The sequence below is a fragment of the Novosphingobium sp. KA1 genome (assembly GCF_017309955.1).
GTDB lineage: Bacteria > Pseudomonadota > Alphaproteobacteria > Sphingomonadales > Sphingomonadaceae > Novosphingobium.
In genome coordinates, this window is record NZ_CP021247.1 from 3,385,561 (window position 1) to 3,398,740 (window position 13,180).

The 13,180-nt window shown below is 64.1% G+C and carries 13 protein-coding genes; 9 read left to right on the forward strand and 4 right to left on the reverse strand.

Features of this window, described 5'->3' with window-relative positions; genetic code table 11:
* Positions 1-18 precede the first annotated feature (18 nt).
* Positions 19-903, reverse strand: a complete 885-nt coding sequence (gene serB, locus CA833_RS16245) for a phosphoserine phosphatase SerB (protein WP_242526148.1) — start codon at positions 901-903, stop codon at positions 19-21.
* On the opposite strand from serB, the gene miaA reads away from it, so the two are divergent.
* The 9 genes from miaA (at position 896) to CA833_RS27180 (ending at position 9,567) form a co-directional block, all read left to right on the forward strand.
* Entirely contained in the window at positions 896-1,897 is a 1,002-nt protein-coding gene (miaA, locus tag CA833_RS16250; RefSeq protein ID WP_207078636.1) for a tRNA (adenosine(37)-N6)-dimethylallyltransferase MiaA, read from the forward strand. The two genes, serB and miaA, sit on opposite strands and share 8 nt — an antisense overlap.
* 216 nt (positions 1,898-2,113) lie before the next feature.
* Positions 2,114-3,856: a biosynthetic-type acetolactate synthase large subunit gene (gene ilvB / locus CA833_RS16255; protein ID WP_207078637.1), complete on the forward strand. Its 1,743-nt coding sequence runs from the start codon at positions 2,114-2,116 to the stop codon at positions 3,854-3,856.
* Between the two features lie 25 nt (positions 3,857-3,881).
* A complete protein-coding gene (gene ilvN / locus CA833_RS16260; protein ID WP_142633402.1) occupies positions 3,882-4,400 on the forward strand; it encodes an acetolactate synthase small subunit in 519 nt (172 codons plus the stop codon).
* 131 nt (positions 4,401-4,531) lie between these two features.
* Positions 4,532-5,551 (forward strand): ketol-acid reductoisomerase, encoded by a 1,020-nt coding sequence (ilvC, locus tag CA833_RS16265; RefSeq protein WP_054441697.1) that lies wholly within the window; start codon positions 4,532-4,534, stop codon positions 5,549-5,551.
* An 83-nt stretch (positions 5,552-5,634) separates the two neighbouring features.
* Entirely contained in the window at positions 5,635-6,270 is a 636-nt protein-coding gene (locus CA833_RS16270) for a YceI family protein (RefSeq protein WP_207078638.1), read from the forward strand.
* 97 nt (positions 6,271-6,367) lie between these two features.
* Positions 6,368-6,691 carry an I78 family peptidase inhibitor gene (locus CA833_RS16275; protein WP_242526149.1) on the forward strand — a complete coding sequence of 108 codons (324 nt, stop codon included), beginning with the start codon at positions 6,368-6,370 and terminating at the stop codon, positions 6,689-6,691.
* 74 nt (positions 6,692-6,765) lie between these two features.
* Positions 6,766-7,389, forward strand: a complete 624-nt coding sequence (locus tag CA833_RS16280; protein ID WP_142633398.1) for a TMEM175 family protein — start codon at positions 6,766-6,768, stop codon at positions 7,387-7,389.
* Between the two features lie 253 nt (positions 7,390-7,642).
* The gene (leuA, locus tag CA833_RS16285) at positions 7,643-9,316 is read left to right on the forward strand and encodes a 2-isopropylmalate synthase (RefSeq protein ID WP_207078639.1); all 1,674 of its coding nucleotides are present in this window, start codon (positions 7,643-7,645) and stop codon (positions 9,314-9,316) included.
* Positions 9,208-9,567, forward strand: coding sequence for a diguanylate cyclase domain-containing protein (locus CA833_RS27180; protein WP_207078640.1), 360 nt, complete (start codon positions 9,208-9,210; stop codon positions 9,565-9,567). Before leuA ends, CA833_RS27180 begins: the two co-directional genes overlap by 109 nt.
* Positions 9,568-9,643: 76 nt before the next feature.
* On the opposite strand, the gene CA833_RS16295 is transcribed toward CA833_RS27180, so the two are convergent.
* From CA833_RS16295 to prfB, 3 genes are all read right to left on the reverse strand, one after another.
* Complete coding sequence (locus tag CA833_RS16295) at positions 9,644-11,050, reverse strand: nitronate monooxygenase family protein (RefSeq protein ID WP_207078641.1); 1,407 nt, start codon at positions 11,048-11,050, stop codon at positions 9,644-9,646.
* 71 nt (positions 11,051-11,121) lie between these two features.
* Positions 11,122-11,877: a class I SAM-dependent methyltransferase gene (locus tag CA833_RS16300; protein WP_142633390.1), complete on the reverse strand. Its 756-nt coding sequence runs from the start codon at positions 11,875-11,877 to the stop codon at positions 11,122-11,124.
* A 73-nt stretch (positions 11,878-11,950) separates the two neighbouring features.
* The gene (gene prfB / locus CA833_RS16305; RefSeq protein ID WP_142633388.1) at positions 11,951-13,078 is read right to left on the reverse strand and encodes a peptide chain release factor 2; all 1,128 of its coding nucleotides are present in this window, start codon (positions 13,076-13,078) and stop codon (positions 11,951-11,953) included.
* Positions 13,079-13,180 lie beyond the last annotated feature (102 nt).

The following is a 13,180-nucleotide window of genomic DNA, read 5'->3' on the forward strand; positions in this document are numbered from 1 at the left end:
GCATTTCGCTCCCCTGGATCAGACGCGGACCCATTCCTGCTCGTCGATGCCAAGCAGGCGCAGCACGCTGGTCAGGTCTCCCCGGTCGATCCAGCCATTGGCGGCCGCGCGGGCCTTGGGCTTGGCGCGATAGGCAATGCCGTAATGCGCCGCCTCCAGCATCGGGATGTCGTTGGCGCCGTCGCCGGTGGCCAGAGTGGTGACATTGCCGCCCAGCAGTTCGAGTTCGGCCAGCAGCGTCGCCTTCTTGACCGAGCTGTCGACGATCGGACCGTCGAGCCCGCCGGTCAGCTTGCCGTCCACGACTTCAAGCCGGTTGCCGACGACATAGTCAAAGCCGAGATGCGCAGCGACGGGATCGGCGAAGTGGTGGAAACCGCCGGTGACCAGCACCGTGCGGCAGCCGAACTTCTTGAGCGTCTCTACCAGCGTGCGTGCGCCTTCCACCGGCCGGATGCGGCTGGCGAGGCATTCCTCGATCGCGTCGACCGACAGCCCCTTGAGCAGCCCCACGCGTTCGCGAAGGGCTTGCTCGAAATCGAGTTCGCCCTGCATGGCGCGCTCGGTAATCTCGGCGATGCGATCCTTGATACCGGCGAAATCGCCCAGTTCGTCGATGCATTCCTGCCCGATCATGGTCGAATCCATGTCGGAGATGAACAGGCCGGGGATCGTCGGCTCGTGATCGCAGACAAGACCGTCGGTCGGCGCAAAGTGATCGTCCAGTGCCTTGCGCAGCGCCGCCGCATCGCTGTCGGGAGACGCGATCTGCATGGTCTGGTCGCAGAAATCGAGCATCGCCGCAGAGGCCAGTCGCACGCCGCTTTCCTGCATTTCGGCACGAGCCGCATCGATTCTTGCCGAGAGGTGGTCCGGTTCTGCTATCAGCCGCGCAATGAGCACTGCGAATTCCCTTGAAGCTGCGTATGAAAATTCCACTGGCGCGCCTGCTGACGACAGCAGACCACCGCTCGCGCTCATCGCAGGGCCGACTGCCAGCGGCAAGAGCGATTGTGCCGTCAGGCTGGGACAGGAACTGGAACGGCGCGGCCGCCGTGCGGTCGTGGTCAATGCCGACAGTTCGCAAGTCTATGCCGATCTGGCCGTCCTGAGCGCCCGCCCCCTGCCCGACGAGATGGGCGGCATCGAGCACCGCCTGTTCGGCGCATGGGATGGAGCAACCGGTTGCTCCGCCGCCGACTGGGCCAAGGCGGCGCGCGAAACCATCGCCGCAATTCATGCCGAAGGCGCCGTGCCCATCCTGGTCGGCGGCACCGGCCTCTATATCCGCACGCTGCTGGACGGCATTGCGCCGGTCCCGGAAATTGACGCGGCCGTGCGCGAGGCCGTGCGCGCCCTGCCCGTTTCGGAAGCTTATGCCGCACTCCGGATCGAAGACCCGGAACGCGCCGCCCGCCTCGCCCCGGCCGATTCGGCCCGCATCGCGCGCGCGCTTGAAGTCGTCCGCTCCACCGGAAAACCGCTCGCCCACTGGCAGGCGGAGCTGACCGGCGGGATTGGGCACACCATCAGCCTGTTCCCCGTCGTACTCCTGCCCGAGCGTCAGGCGCTCTATCGCCGCTGCGACTTGCGCTTCGAACGCATGATCGAACGGGGTGCGCTTGGCGAAGTGGAGGCGCTGCTGGAACGCCATCTCGATCCCGCGCTGCCTGTCATGCGCGCCATCGGCGTACCCGAACTGGCGGGAGTCGTCCGTAAGGAATGGAGCCTGGATGACGCCATCGCCCGCGGCTCCCAGGCCACGCGCAATTACGCCAAGCGTCAATTCACCTGGCTCCGCCATCAGCCCCCGCAAGAATGGGTCAGGCTTGAGTACGAAAGTTTCGATCAAAAATCACTTGAAGATAGATTATTTCAGGTTATGGGGTTGACGTAACATTTTCGTCCCCCTAGAGCCCGCATCGTCCTGCCGTGGAAGTGATGCAGGAGGAGAGGGAGACCCGGCACGGCGTCCGTCGTGTCGGGTCGGTTTCATTATAGTGCGCGAAACGGCGGACTAAGTGTTGTGTCATGCGGCAAAGAGCGTATCGAGCCGCAACATTCGTAGGCACCCTACCCCCGGGGTCTGCCGAGAGTCGAAAAGGAAAGTATTGTGACTGAAGAGCGCAGCGGCGCGAACATCCTGGTCGAAAGCCTGGTCAAGCAGGGAGTCGAATTCGTATTCGGCTATCCCGGCGGTGCCGTGCTACCGATCTACGATGCTCTCTTCGGTGACGAGCGACTTAGGCACATCCTCGTGCGTCACGAGGCTGGTGCGGCTCACGCGGCCGAAGGTTATGCACGTTCGACCGGCAAGCCCGGCGTCGTTCTGGTCACATCCGGTCCGGGTGCGACCAATGCCGTCACCGGCATTGCCGATGCCTTCATGGATTCGATTCCGCTGGTCGTCATTACCGGACAGGTCCCCACCGCCCTGATCGGTTCGGACGCCTTCCAGGAAGCGGACACCGTCGGCATCTCGCGCCACTGCACCAAGCACAACTATCTGGTGAAGGATCCAGCGGACCTTGCCGCGATCATCGACGAAGCCTTCGAGATCGCCACCACCGGCCGCCCCGGCCCCGTGCTGATCGACATCCCCAAGGATGTGCAGATCGCCATGGCTCCGTGGCACGAAGGCCCGATCCAGCGCCGCAAGCGCTACGACCCGCGCACCGCAGGCTCGGTCGACGAGATCGCCGAAGCGGTCGAGATGATCGCCAAGGCCAAGGCACCGGTGTTCTACACTGGCGGCGGCGTCATCAACTCCGGCCCGCGCGCCACCGCATTGCTGCGTGAGCTTCAGGAAAAGATCGGCGCGCCGGTCACCTCGACACTCATGGGCCTCGGCGCCTTCCCGGCCGACCATGCCGACTGGCTGGGCATGCTGGGCATGCACGGCACCTACGAAGCGAACCTGGCGATGAACCAGGCGGACCTGATCGTCTGCATCGGCGCCCGCTTCGATGACCGCGTGACCGGCCGTCTCGACGCCTTCGCGCCGAATTCGAAGAAGATCCACATCGACATCGACCGCGCCTCGATCAACAAGACCGTGCGCGTCGACCTGCCGATCATCGGCGACTGCGCGACCGTCCTCGAACAGATCCTCGACCTGTGGGGCGACCGCAAGCCGCAGGACCTGGCGCCGTGGAAGGCCCGTGTCGCAACCTGGCGCGAGAAGAAGAGCCTCTCGTTCCCCGAGAACCGCAACGCGATCATGCCGCAGCTGGCGATCCAGCGCCTGTTCGAACTGAGCAAGGACAAGGATCCGATCATCTCGACCGAAGTGGGCCAGCACCAGATGTGGGCGGCGCAGCACTTCCACTTCTTCGGTCCGAACAAGTGGCTGACCTCGGGCGGTCTCGGCACGATGGGCTATGGCCTTCCCGCCGCGATCGGCGCGCAGCTCGGCAATCCGGACAGCCTCGTCGTCGACATCGCCGGCGACGCCTCGATCCAGATGAACATCCAGGAGCTGGGCACCGCCACGCAGTACCGTCTGCCGGTGAAGATCTTCATCCTCAACAACGAGTGGATGGGCATGGTTCGCCAGTGGCAGGAACTCACTTACGAAAGCCGCTACTCGCAGTCCTATTCGGACAGCCTGCCGGACTTCGTGAAGCTGGCCGAAGCCTATGGCTGGAAGGGTATCCGCATCGAGAACGAGAGCGAACTCGATGCCGGTATCCAGGCGATGATCGACTATGACGGCCCCGTCATCGTCGACTGCCTTGTCGCCAAGGAGTCCAACTGCTTCCCGATGATCCCCTCGGGCGCGTCGCATGTCGAGATGATCCTTTACGGCGATACCGTCGCCGGAACGATGGACGATGCCGCCAAGGCGCTGGTCTGAGACTGCGAGAGATCAGAGAACAATCATGATGCATATCCAGCACGAAGCCGAGGAACGCCACGTCCTGACCGTGACGGTCGACAACGAGGCCGGCATTCTCGCCAAGATCGCAGGCCTGTTCACCGCGCGCGGCTACAACATCGACAGCCTGACCGTGGCCGACATTACCGAGAACCACTCGGTGAGCCGCATCACCATCGTGACGCACGGCCCGCCCAGCCAGATCGACCAGATCCACGCCCAGCTTGAGCGTCTGGTGCCGGTGCACAAGGTGACCGATCTTACCGAAGTCGGCCCTTACGTGCAGCGCGAACTGGCGCTGATCAAGGTCACCGGCGTTGGCGAAAAGCGGGTCGAGGCCCTGCGGATCGCCGGCGTGTTCCGCGCCCGCCCGGTGGACACCACCACCGGCAGCTTCATCTTCGAACTGACCGGCGCGCCCGACAAGATCGACAGTTTCGTGGCGCTGATGCGCGACCTCGGCCTCGTCGAGGTCGGCCGCACCGGCATCGTCGCCATGATCCGCGGGCCCGAAGGCGCCTGACGGAAACCATCCCATCCAGCCGCCTCTGAAATTTGGCGCTGGAACTGAAAGAACGCGCCGCAAGGCGCACCACAAATCCGGCCTGACCTCTCACAGGAACGAGACGTCATGGTCCTCGAAAGGGCAATACAATGAAGGTCTATTACGACGCCGATTGCGACATCAACCTGATCACCGAAAAGAAGGTCGCGATCCTCGGCTACGGCAGCCAGGGTCACGCCCACGCGCAGAACCTTCGCGATTCGGGCGTCAAGGAAGTCGCCATCGCGCTGCGTCCGGGTTCGCCCTCTGCCAAGAAGGCTGAAGGCGCCGGCTTCAAGGTGCTCGCCAACGCCGAAGCGGCCGCATGGGCCGACGTGCTCATGATCCTCGCCCCCGACGAACATCAGGCCGCGATCTACGCTGCCGACATCCATGAGAACCTGAAGCCCGGCGCGGCGCTCGCCTTCGCCCACGGCCTCAACGTCCACTTCGGCCTGATCGAACCGCGCGCCGACATCGACGTGATCATGATCGCGCCGAAGGGCCCGGGCCACACCGTGCGCGGCGAATACGTCAAGGGCGGCGGCGTGCCCTGCCTCGTCGCGATCCACCAGGACGTGACCGGCAACGCGCAGGACGTCGCCCTGGCCTATGCATCGGGCGTCGGCGGCGGTCGTTCGGGCATCATCGAAACCAACTTCCGCGAGGAATGCGAAACCGACCTGTTCGGCGAGCAGGCCGTGCTTTGCGGCGGCACCACCGCGCTGGTCCAGGCCGGTTTCGAAACGCTGGTCGAAGCCGGTTACGCACCGGAAATGGCCTACTTCGAATGCCTCCACGAGCTGAAGCTGATCGTCGACCTGATGTATGAAGGCGGCATCGCCAACATGCGTTACTCGATCTCGAACACCGCCGAATACGGCGACATCAAGACCGGTCCGCGCATCATCACCGAAGAGACCAAGAAGGAAATGAAGCGCGTTCTGGAAGACATCCAGTCGGGCCGTTTCGTGAAGGACTTCGTGCTCGACAACCGCGCCGGCCAGCCCGAACTGAAGGCGTCGCGCATCGCCGCCAAGCGTCACCCGATCGAGGAAACCGGCTCGAAGCTGCGCGCCATGATGCCCTGGATCGGCGCCAACGCCCTGGTCGACAAGGCAAAGAACTGATTTCCCACTCGCGCTTTCGCGTTTGACGAAATTCGGGAGGCGGCGCAGAAATGCGCCGCCTCTTTTCTTTCGGGAGCAGACCCATGCGTCGTTCGCCTATCGCGCTTGTCCTTGCCGCCGCCGTTCTTGCCGCTCCCGTCATCGCCCAGCCCGATTCGGGCGGGCACATGGAAATGCTGCACGGCACCGGCACGCCCGCCGACGTCAAGGCCGGCACTTATGCGGTCGAACCGGCGCACACCCAGGTCACCTTCAGCGTCTCGCACATGGGCATCTCGCCCTTTGCCGGCACGTTTTCCGGCGCCAGCGGCACCATGACTCTCGATCCCGCGAACCTCGCGGCCACCAAGCTGAGCGTCACCATCCCGACCGCCTCGGTGCAGACGACCAGTTCCAAGCTCTCGGAAGAACTCGTCAGCGCAGACTGGCTCGATGCGGCAAAGTTTCCCAGCGCGACTTTCGTCGCCGCCAAGGTTACCCCCCACGGCTCCGGCATGGCGATGATCGACGGGACCCTCACGCTTCACGGCGTCAGCAAGCCGATCACGATCATGGCCCATTTCTTCGGCGCCGCGCAGAACCCGATGAGCAAGAAGGACTCGATCGGCTTCCTTGCCCGCGCCCAGATCAAGCGCTCGGACTTCGGCGTCTCGAAGTACGTACCGATGGTCTCCGACGAGACGGTACTGGTCATCAACGCGGCGTTCGAAAAGCAATAAAGGCACGCTCGTTCGGGGCCGAAGCAGAGGCCGTCATCGACGCGTCGCGGATTTTCATGCATGCTCTCCTCCGGTAAAATCCCGATGGGAGAATGACATGTTGCGCAAATCGACCGCGATGACGGCTCTCGCCATCAGCCTCACGGCTCTTTCCGCCTGCACTACCGGGAACGCCACAGTGGCTGAACCAACGCCGCCTGCCCCGCCCTCGATGGCGCCCGGTTGCGGCGCCGATCAACTCGGTGCCTATATCGGCCAGCCCGCCAGCGACGAGGTGATCGCCGCGATCACCCAGTGGCGCGGCGACAAGCCGATGCGCGTGCTGCGCCCAGGCCAGCCGATGACCATGGACTTCCGCCCCGACCGACTGAACGTGCAGATCGGCGAGGACGGCAAGATCAAGGGCTTCAACTGCGCCTGATTTTCGGCCGCCAGCGCCTTGATCCCGCCCCCCGTCTCGTCCAGGCATGAAGGCCGCACATCAGCAGGGGCCCCATGACCGAAGCTACGGATATCGAACGCGAAGACAGCCTTACCCGCGTGGAGGCATTCTCCGACGGGGTTCTGGCGATCATCATCACCATCATGGTGCTGGAACTGAAAACCCCGGTGTCGGAAGGGCTGGCAGCGCTCTGGCCCCTGTGGCCGATCTTTGTCGCCTATGTGCTGAGCTACGCCTACGTCGCGATCTACTGGGTGAACCACCACCGCCTGCTCAGCCATGCGCGCGTGGTGACGAGCGGCCTCCTTTGGGCGAACATGCTGCTGCTGTTCACTCTTTCGCTGATCCCCTTCTCCACCGCCTATCTCGGTGAGCATCATTTCAGCCGCGAAGCGACGCTGCTCTATCTGGTAACGATGCTGACGCCCGCCCTTGCCTATGTCCTGCTGCAAGGCCGGATCGCCGCGACCGGCGCGCAGACCTCGGCCAGCCGCCGCTACCACAAGGCCTCCCACCGCAAGGGCCTCGCGGCGGCATTCGTCTATGCTCTCGGCATTCCGCTGACTTACGTTTCGCCCTGGCTCGGCGTAGCCAGCGCGGCGCTGGTCGCCGTGTTCTGGATGCTGCCGTGGAGCGGCCTCGACCGTCTGTTCCTCGATCGCCACCCGCCCGCCTGACACGGCAAGTTTGTTGCGCGGCGAAGCCGAAGGATCGCAACAGGATGCGCCTTTTCGCTTTACAAGCATGCCGCCAATGCGCATAGGCACGGCCATGAACCTTCGTCTTGGCCTTACCCTTCGACTTACACGCCCTTGGGCGTGAGTTGACGCGTCGGTCCTGCGGCGCGCTCGGCGCTCAAGGGGACCCTGCCAGACCAGGCCGAAATCACGGCCTTTCCAGACGAAGACGTAAATCCGAGCGAGAATACCCATGACCATGCTGAAAGACCCCTCGGTCAAGTACCGCCCCTTCCCGCAGATCGACCTGCCGAACCGCCAGTGGCCCTCGCAGGTCATCACCAAGGCGCCGCGCTGGCTCTCGACCGACCTGCGTGACGGCAACCAGGCGCTGATCGACCCGATGGGCGCGGAGAAGAAGAACCGCTTCTTCGACCTGCTGGTCAAGGTGGGCCTCAAGGAAATCGAAGTCGGCTTCCCCAGCGCCGGCGCGACCGAGTTCGACTTCATCAGCGGCCTCGTCAGGAACGACCGCATTCCCGAAGACGTGCTGGTCCAGGTGCTGACCCAGTCGCGCGAAGACCTGATCACCCGCTCGTTCGAGAGCCTGGAAGGCGTCCACGCGGCGATCGTCCACCTCTACAACGCCGTCTCGCCGCTGTGGCGCACCGTGGTGTTCGGCATGGAACCGCACGAGATCAAGGGCATCGCCCAGAACGGTGCCAAGATCCTGCGCGATCAGGCGGCGAAGTATCCGCAGACCAAGTGGCAGTTCGAATACTCGCCCGAGACCTTCTCGACCGCCGAACTCGATTTCTCGATCGAGGTCTGCGAGGCGGTGATGGACATCCTGCAGCCGACGCCGGAAAATCCGATCATCCTCAACCTGCCGGCGACGGTCGAGGCGGCGACGCCCAACGTCTATGCCGACCAGATCGAGTATTTCTGCCGCAACCTGCCGAACCGTGATTCGGCGGTGATCTCGCTGCACACCCATAACGACCGCGGCACCGGTGTCGCCGCCGCCGAACTGGGCCTGATGGCCGGTGCCGACCGCGTCGAAGGTTGCCTGTTCGGCAATGGCGAACGCACCGGCAACTGCTGCCTCGTCACCGTGGCGCTGAACATGTACACGCAGGGCGTAGACCCCGAACTGGACTTCTCGGACATCGACGAAGTGATCCAGACGGTCGAATACTGCAACCAGCTGAAGGTCGCGGAACGCCACCCCTATGGCGGCGAACTGGTCTTCACCGCTTTCTCCGGCAGCCATCAGGACGCCATCAAGAAGGGCTTCGCCGCGCAGGAAAAGCGCAACGACGAGCTCTGGGCCGTGCCCTACCTGCCGATCGATCCCGCCGATCTCGGCCGCGATTACGAAGCCGTGATCCGCGTCAACTCGCAGTCCGGCAAGGGCGGTTTCGCCTGGGTGATCGAACAGGACCAGGGCCTCAAGCTGCCCAAGCGCATGCAGGCACACTTCTCCAAGCACGTGCAGAACCTGGCCGACGAACTGGGCCGCGAACTGCAGGCTGCCGATATCTGGGACGTGTTCAAGCAGGCCTACCGCCTCGACGATCCGCAGCACTTCGCGCTGATCGACTACGAGGAGGCCAAGCGCCCCGACGGCACCCGTGTCTTTGCCGGCAAGATCGGCGTCGACGGCAAGGAGCAGACCGTTTCGGGCCGTGGCAACGGGCTGATCTCCTCGGTCACCGCAACGCTGGCCGAAAGTTTCGGCGTCAGCCTCGAAGTGCGTGACTATGCCGAGCATTCGATGGGCAAGAGTTCGGACGCCCGCGCAGCCGCTTACGTCGAATGCGTGACGCCGGATGGCCGCACCATCTGGGGTGTCGGCATCGACGAGGACGTGGCGACAGCTTCGGTACGAGCTGTCCTCAGCGCCGCAAACGAAGCGCGAATCTGATCAGACAAACGGCGGGGATCGAGACGATCTCCGCCGTTTTTCATTCCGCCTGCCACACCACCGCGCGGATGCGCGAGATGCCAATCGGCGAAGTGGATGGCCGCACCATCACCTTTTCCGCCGGGGTCAGCCGCTGGCGCGGCGAAGATGTCGAGGAAACGCTCCTGCTTGCCGACCAGGCCCTCTACGACGCCAAGCGCGGCGGCCGCGACCGTATCTGTCGCTCGGGACACACCGGGGCCGAAGCCTAGACCAAGAAAGCGCCCATGAAAAAGGGCGGCCCCGGGAGGCCGCCCTTTTCCTGTCTGCCAGAGACTTTGCGCGGGATCAGTCGCCCGTCAGGATACGATCCACGAGTTCCTTCACGGTCGGCGTGTAACCGTTCGAATAGAACGGATCCTGCTTGAACTTGTAAGCCGCATGCCCCGCAAACATCAGGTTCTGGTCGACCGGGCCGCCATGAGCGATGTCCTGCAGGGTCTTCTGAATGCAGAAGCTGCGCGGATCGGCAAGGCGGCCGGTGGTGTAGTCGTCATGGTCCTTCCACGACGAGAAACCGCAGTGCGAGAGGCAGCCCATGCAGTCAGCCTGATCCTGGCGGATCTCGTCGCGTTCAGCCGGGTTCACGAAGATGATCGTGTCGTCGGGTGTGCGCAGGCCATCGGTGAAGCCCTGGGCCGACCAGGCGCGGGCACGGTCGAGATCCTTGGGGGCGACCCAGAAGTTCTTGCCCTTGACGCCGACGTCGAGGCGCACCGTATGTTCGCCCGCTTCCACCTTCGAGTAAGGGATCTGGCGCTCCGAACGGGCCTCCAGATTACGCAGGAACGGGTTGCGCACGGCCGACGAGTAGAAGCCGGTGGGCGAGAAGCGGTGCAGCAGCACGTCACCGGGTTCGAGCGTGCGCAGGTGGTCCTTCCACGCCTGCGGGATCGGGCTTTCCTGCGTCAGCAGCGGGCGCGTGCCGTACTGGAAGGCGATCGAGCCGAGTTCGGGATTATCGATCCAGTTTTCCCAGTCGCGCAGGAACCAGACGCCGCCGGCCATGACGATCGGCACCGAATCCGAGATACCCTCGGCGCGCATGGTGTCGCGCAGCGCCTTCACGCGGGGGTACGGATCTTCCGGCTTCAGCGGATCTTCGGCGTTCGACAGGCCGTTGTGGCCGCCGGCAAGCCAGGGATCTTCATAAACGACCGCGCCCAGCAGGTCGGAAACCTTGTGATAGGCACGCTTCCACAGCGCACGGAACGCACGCGCGGAGCTGACGATCGGCAGGTAGTTGACGTTGAAGCGCGCCGCGATCTCGGACAGCTTGTAGGGCATGCCCGCGCCGCACGTGACGCCGGCAACCATGCCCTTGGTCTTTTCCAGGACGCCTTCGAGAATCGTCTGGGCGCCGCCCATTTCCCACAGGACGTTGATATTGATCGCGCCCTTGCCATTCGAAATCTCGTAGGCACGGCGCACCTGCTCGACCGCGCCGTCGATGGCATAGTCGATCAGCTCCTGGTGACGTTCCTTGCGGGTGAGCGCGCGGTAGATCTGGGGGACGATCTTGCCTTCCGCATCATAGCTGTCCGCATTGACGGCACTGACGGTGCCGATGCCGCCGGCCGCCGCCCAGGCGCCCGAGCTCATGTGATTGGTCGCGGCAACGCCCTTGCCACCCTCGACGAGCGGCCAGACTTCGCGTCCACCATAGACAATCGGCTTGAGACCCTTGAAACCCATCTTCTCTTTCAACTTTCCCCCGGCGTGGCGGGTCGATCAGACCTGCCTTATACGCCCTGTGTGAATGACGCTCACCTGTTTTGCGTCGTCGATTTTCCGGATAGTCGACACGGCACGATACTGGCCGGATCGGGCCGCTCCCCGGTGGCTTCGAACTGGGCGAAATAGCCTTGAAGTTCCGGCTTACGGACAAATTCCGTCAAACGAAACCCCACGGCGCCAAATTCGCAGAAAAGCAGTTGCGGCGACATGCCGTGGCTGTCGCTGGCCCGGTCAGCCTCGACCACCACGACCTTGCCGCCCTTGCGCAGCGCCGGCTGAAGCCGCCACAGGAATGCGTAAGGCTCGCTCACTTCGTGATAGACGTGGACCAGGAATACCCGGTCGAAGCTCTTCTCAGGCAGGCTCGGATCATCACTGCGTCCGAGCTTGATCGAAACGTTGTCGAGCTGTTCGCGCAGCACGCGCTGGCCCAGCCGCTCGTTCGCTCCGCGATCGATGTCTTCGGCGAGCACCCGGCCACGGGTCCCCACCCGCTTGGCAAGCCGGACGGTGTAATAGCCCTCGCCAGCGCCGATGTCGGCCACGGTCATGCCCGGCGCGATCCGGGCGAGGTCCATGACCACTTCGGCCTCGTGCAGGGAGTCGCGCTGGACTTCGCTGCCGAAATCGGTCTCGCTGGCCTTGGAAACCGGACGGTCCGCCACCGGGAAGGCACGCGCCGTCTCCGGCCGCCCGTCATCCGGCGCCTTCTGCTGGCACGCCGCAAGCGCCAGCACAAAGGCCAGCAAAGCGGTTCGACCGGAAAGGGGGCGAGGCAAACGCATGCGGCCCTTTAGCGGTTCGGCCCGCGCTTGGCAAAACACTCTGCCGCAAGCGCCGGGCCGATACCGCCACGGATCAATCGACGTCTTCGACCTCGACCTTTTCACCCGTCACGCGCTGGGACAGCGCGGCGGCCATGAACGGATCGAGCGCACCGTCGAGCACGTCACCCGGCGCGGTCGAAACGACACCGGTGCGCAGGTCCTTCACCTGCTGATAAGGCTGGAGAACGTAGGAACGGATCTGGTGGCCCCAGCCGATGTCGCTCTTCGAGGCATGCTCCGCGCTGGCGGCTTCCTCGCGCTTGCGCATTTCTTCCTCGAACATGCGCGCCTTGAGCATGCCCATGGCAATTTCACGGTTCTTGTGCTGCGAACGGTCGATCTGGCTCGCCACGACGATGCCCGACGGACCGTGGGTGATACGCACCGCCGAGTCCGTGGTATTGACGTGCTGGCCGCCCGCGCCGGAAGCGCGATAGGTATCGATCTTCAGGTCGGCCGGGTTGATCTCGATCTCGAAGCTGTCGTCGATCACGGGGTAGACCCAGACCGACGAGAAGCTGGTATGGCGGCGCGCCGAGCTGTCATAGGGGCTGATGCGGACCAGGCGGTGGACGCCGCTCTCGGTCTTGGCATAGCCATAGGCGTTCTCGCCCTTGATCAGCAGGGTGCAGCTCTTGATGCCCGCGGCTTCACCGGCGTGATAGTCCACCAGCTCCACCTTGTAGCCGTGACGCTCGGCCCAGCGCGTATACATGCGCTGGAGCATCTCGGCCCAGTCCTGACTCTCGGTACCGCCGGCACCGGCATGGACTTCAAGGTAGGTGTCGTTGCTGTCGGCCTCGCCCGAAAGCAGCGCGGTGACCTTGTCGTGGTCGGCGCGTTCGGCAAGGGCGGCCAGCGCGGCGATACCTTCATTGATGGTATCCTCGTCGCCTTCCATCTCGCCCAGTTCGACGAACTCGACGGCGTCCTGCATCTCGCGGCTGATCTCGTTCACCGCACCGATCGAGGCTTCAAGGCGGCGACGTTCCTTCATCACCGCTTCGGCTTCCTTGGGCTTGTCCCACAGCGTAGGATCTTCGACGCGCGCGTTCAGCTCGTCGAACCGGCGCAGGGCACGGTCCCAGTCGAGGAACTTGCGGACCAGCGCGAGGGCCTTCTCGATACGCGCAATGTGGGCCTGCCCTTCGGCACGCATGACTTGAAACTCCCAAGAAACGCCCATGACTCCGGTGCCGCGCATAGCGGACCAGCGACATAAGTAAAGCACGCGAGCCGCCGGATACCGGCGCACGACGCG

What these genes read in the sequence shown, in the direction of transcription:
- CA833_RS16270 (WP_207078638.1), top strand. Translation starts at nt 5,635, where the DNA reads ATGCGTCGTTCGCCTATCGCGCTTGTCCTTGCCGCCGCCGTTCTTGCC.
- ilvN (WP_142633402.1), top strand. Translation starts at nt 3,882, where the DNA reads ATGATGCATATCCAGCACGAAGCCGAGGAACGCCACGTCCTGACCGTG.
- prfB (WP_142633388.1), bottom strand. Translation starts at nt 13,078, where the DNA reads ATGCGTGCCGAAGGGCAGGCCCACATTGCGCGTATCGAGAAGGCCCTC.
- miaA (WP_207078636.1), top strand. Translation starts at nt 896, where the DNA reads ATGAGCACTGCGAATTCCCTTGAAGCTGCGTATGAAAATTCCACTGGC.
- ilvC (WP_054441697.1), top strand. Translation starts at nt 4,532, where the DNA reads ATGAAGGTCTATTACGACGCCGATTGCGACATCAACCTGATCACCGAA.
- CA833_RS16295 (WP_207078641.1), bottom strand. Translation starts at nt 11,050, where the DNA reads ATGGGTTTCAAGGGTCTCAAGCCGATTGTCTATGGTGGACGCGAAGTC.
- leuA (WP_207078639.1), top strand. Translation starts at nt 7,643, where the DNA reads ATGACCATGCTGAAAGACCCCTCGGTCAAGTACCGCCCCTTCCCGCAG.
- CA833_RS27180 (WP_207078640.1), top strand. Translation starts at nt 9,208, where the DNA reads ATGCGTGACGCCGGATGGCCGCACCATCTGGGGTGTCGGCATCGACGA.
- CA833_RS16300 (WP_142633390.1), bottom strand. Translation starts at nt 11,877, where the DNA reads ATGCGTTTGCCTCGCCCCCTTTCCGGTCGAACCGCTTTGCTGGCCTTT.
- CA833_RS16280 (WP_142633398.1), top strand. Translation starts at nt 6,766, where the DNA reads ATGACCGAAGCTACGGATATCGAACGCGAAGACAGCCTTACCCGCGTG.
- CA833_RS16275 (WP_242526149.1), top strand. Translation starts at nt 6,368, where the DNA reads ATGTTGCGCAAATCGACCGCGATGACGGCTCTCGCCATCAGCCTCACG.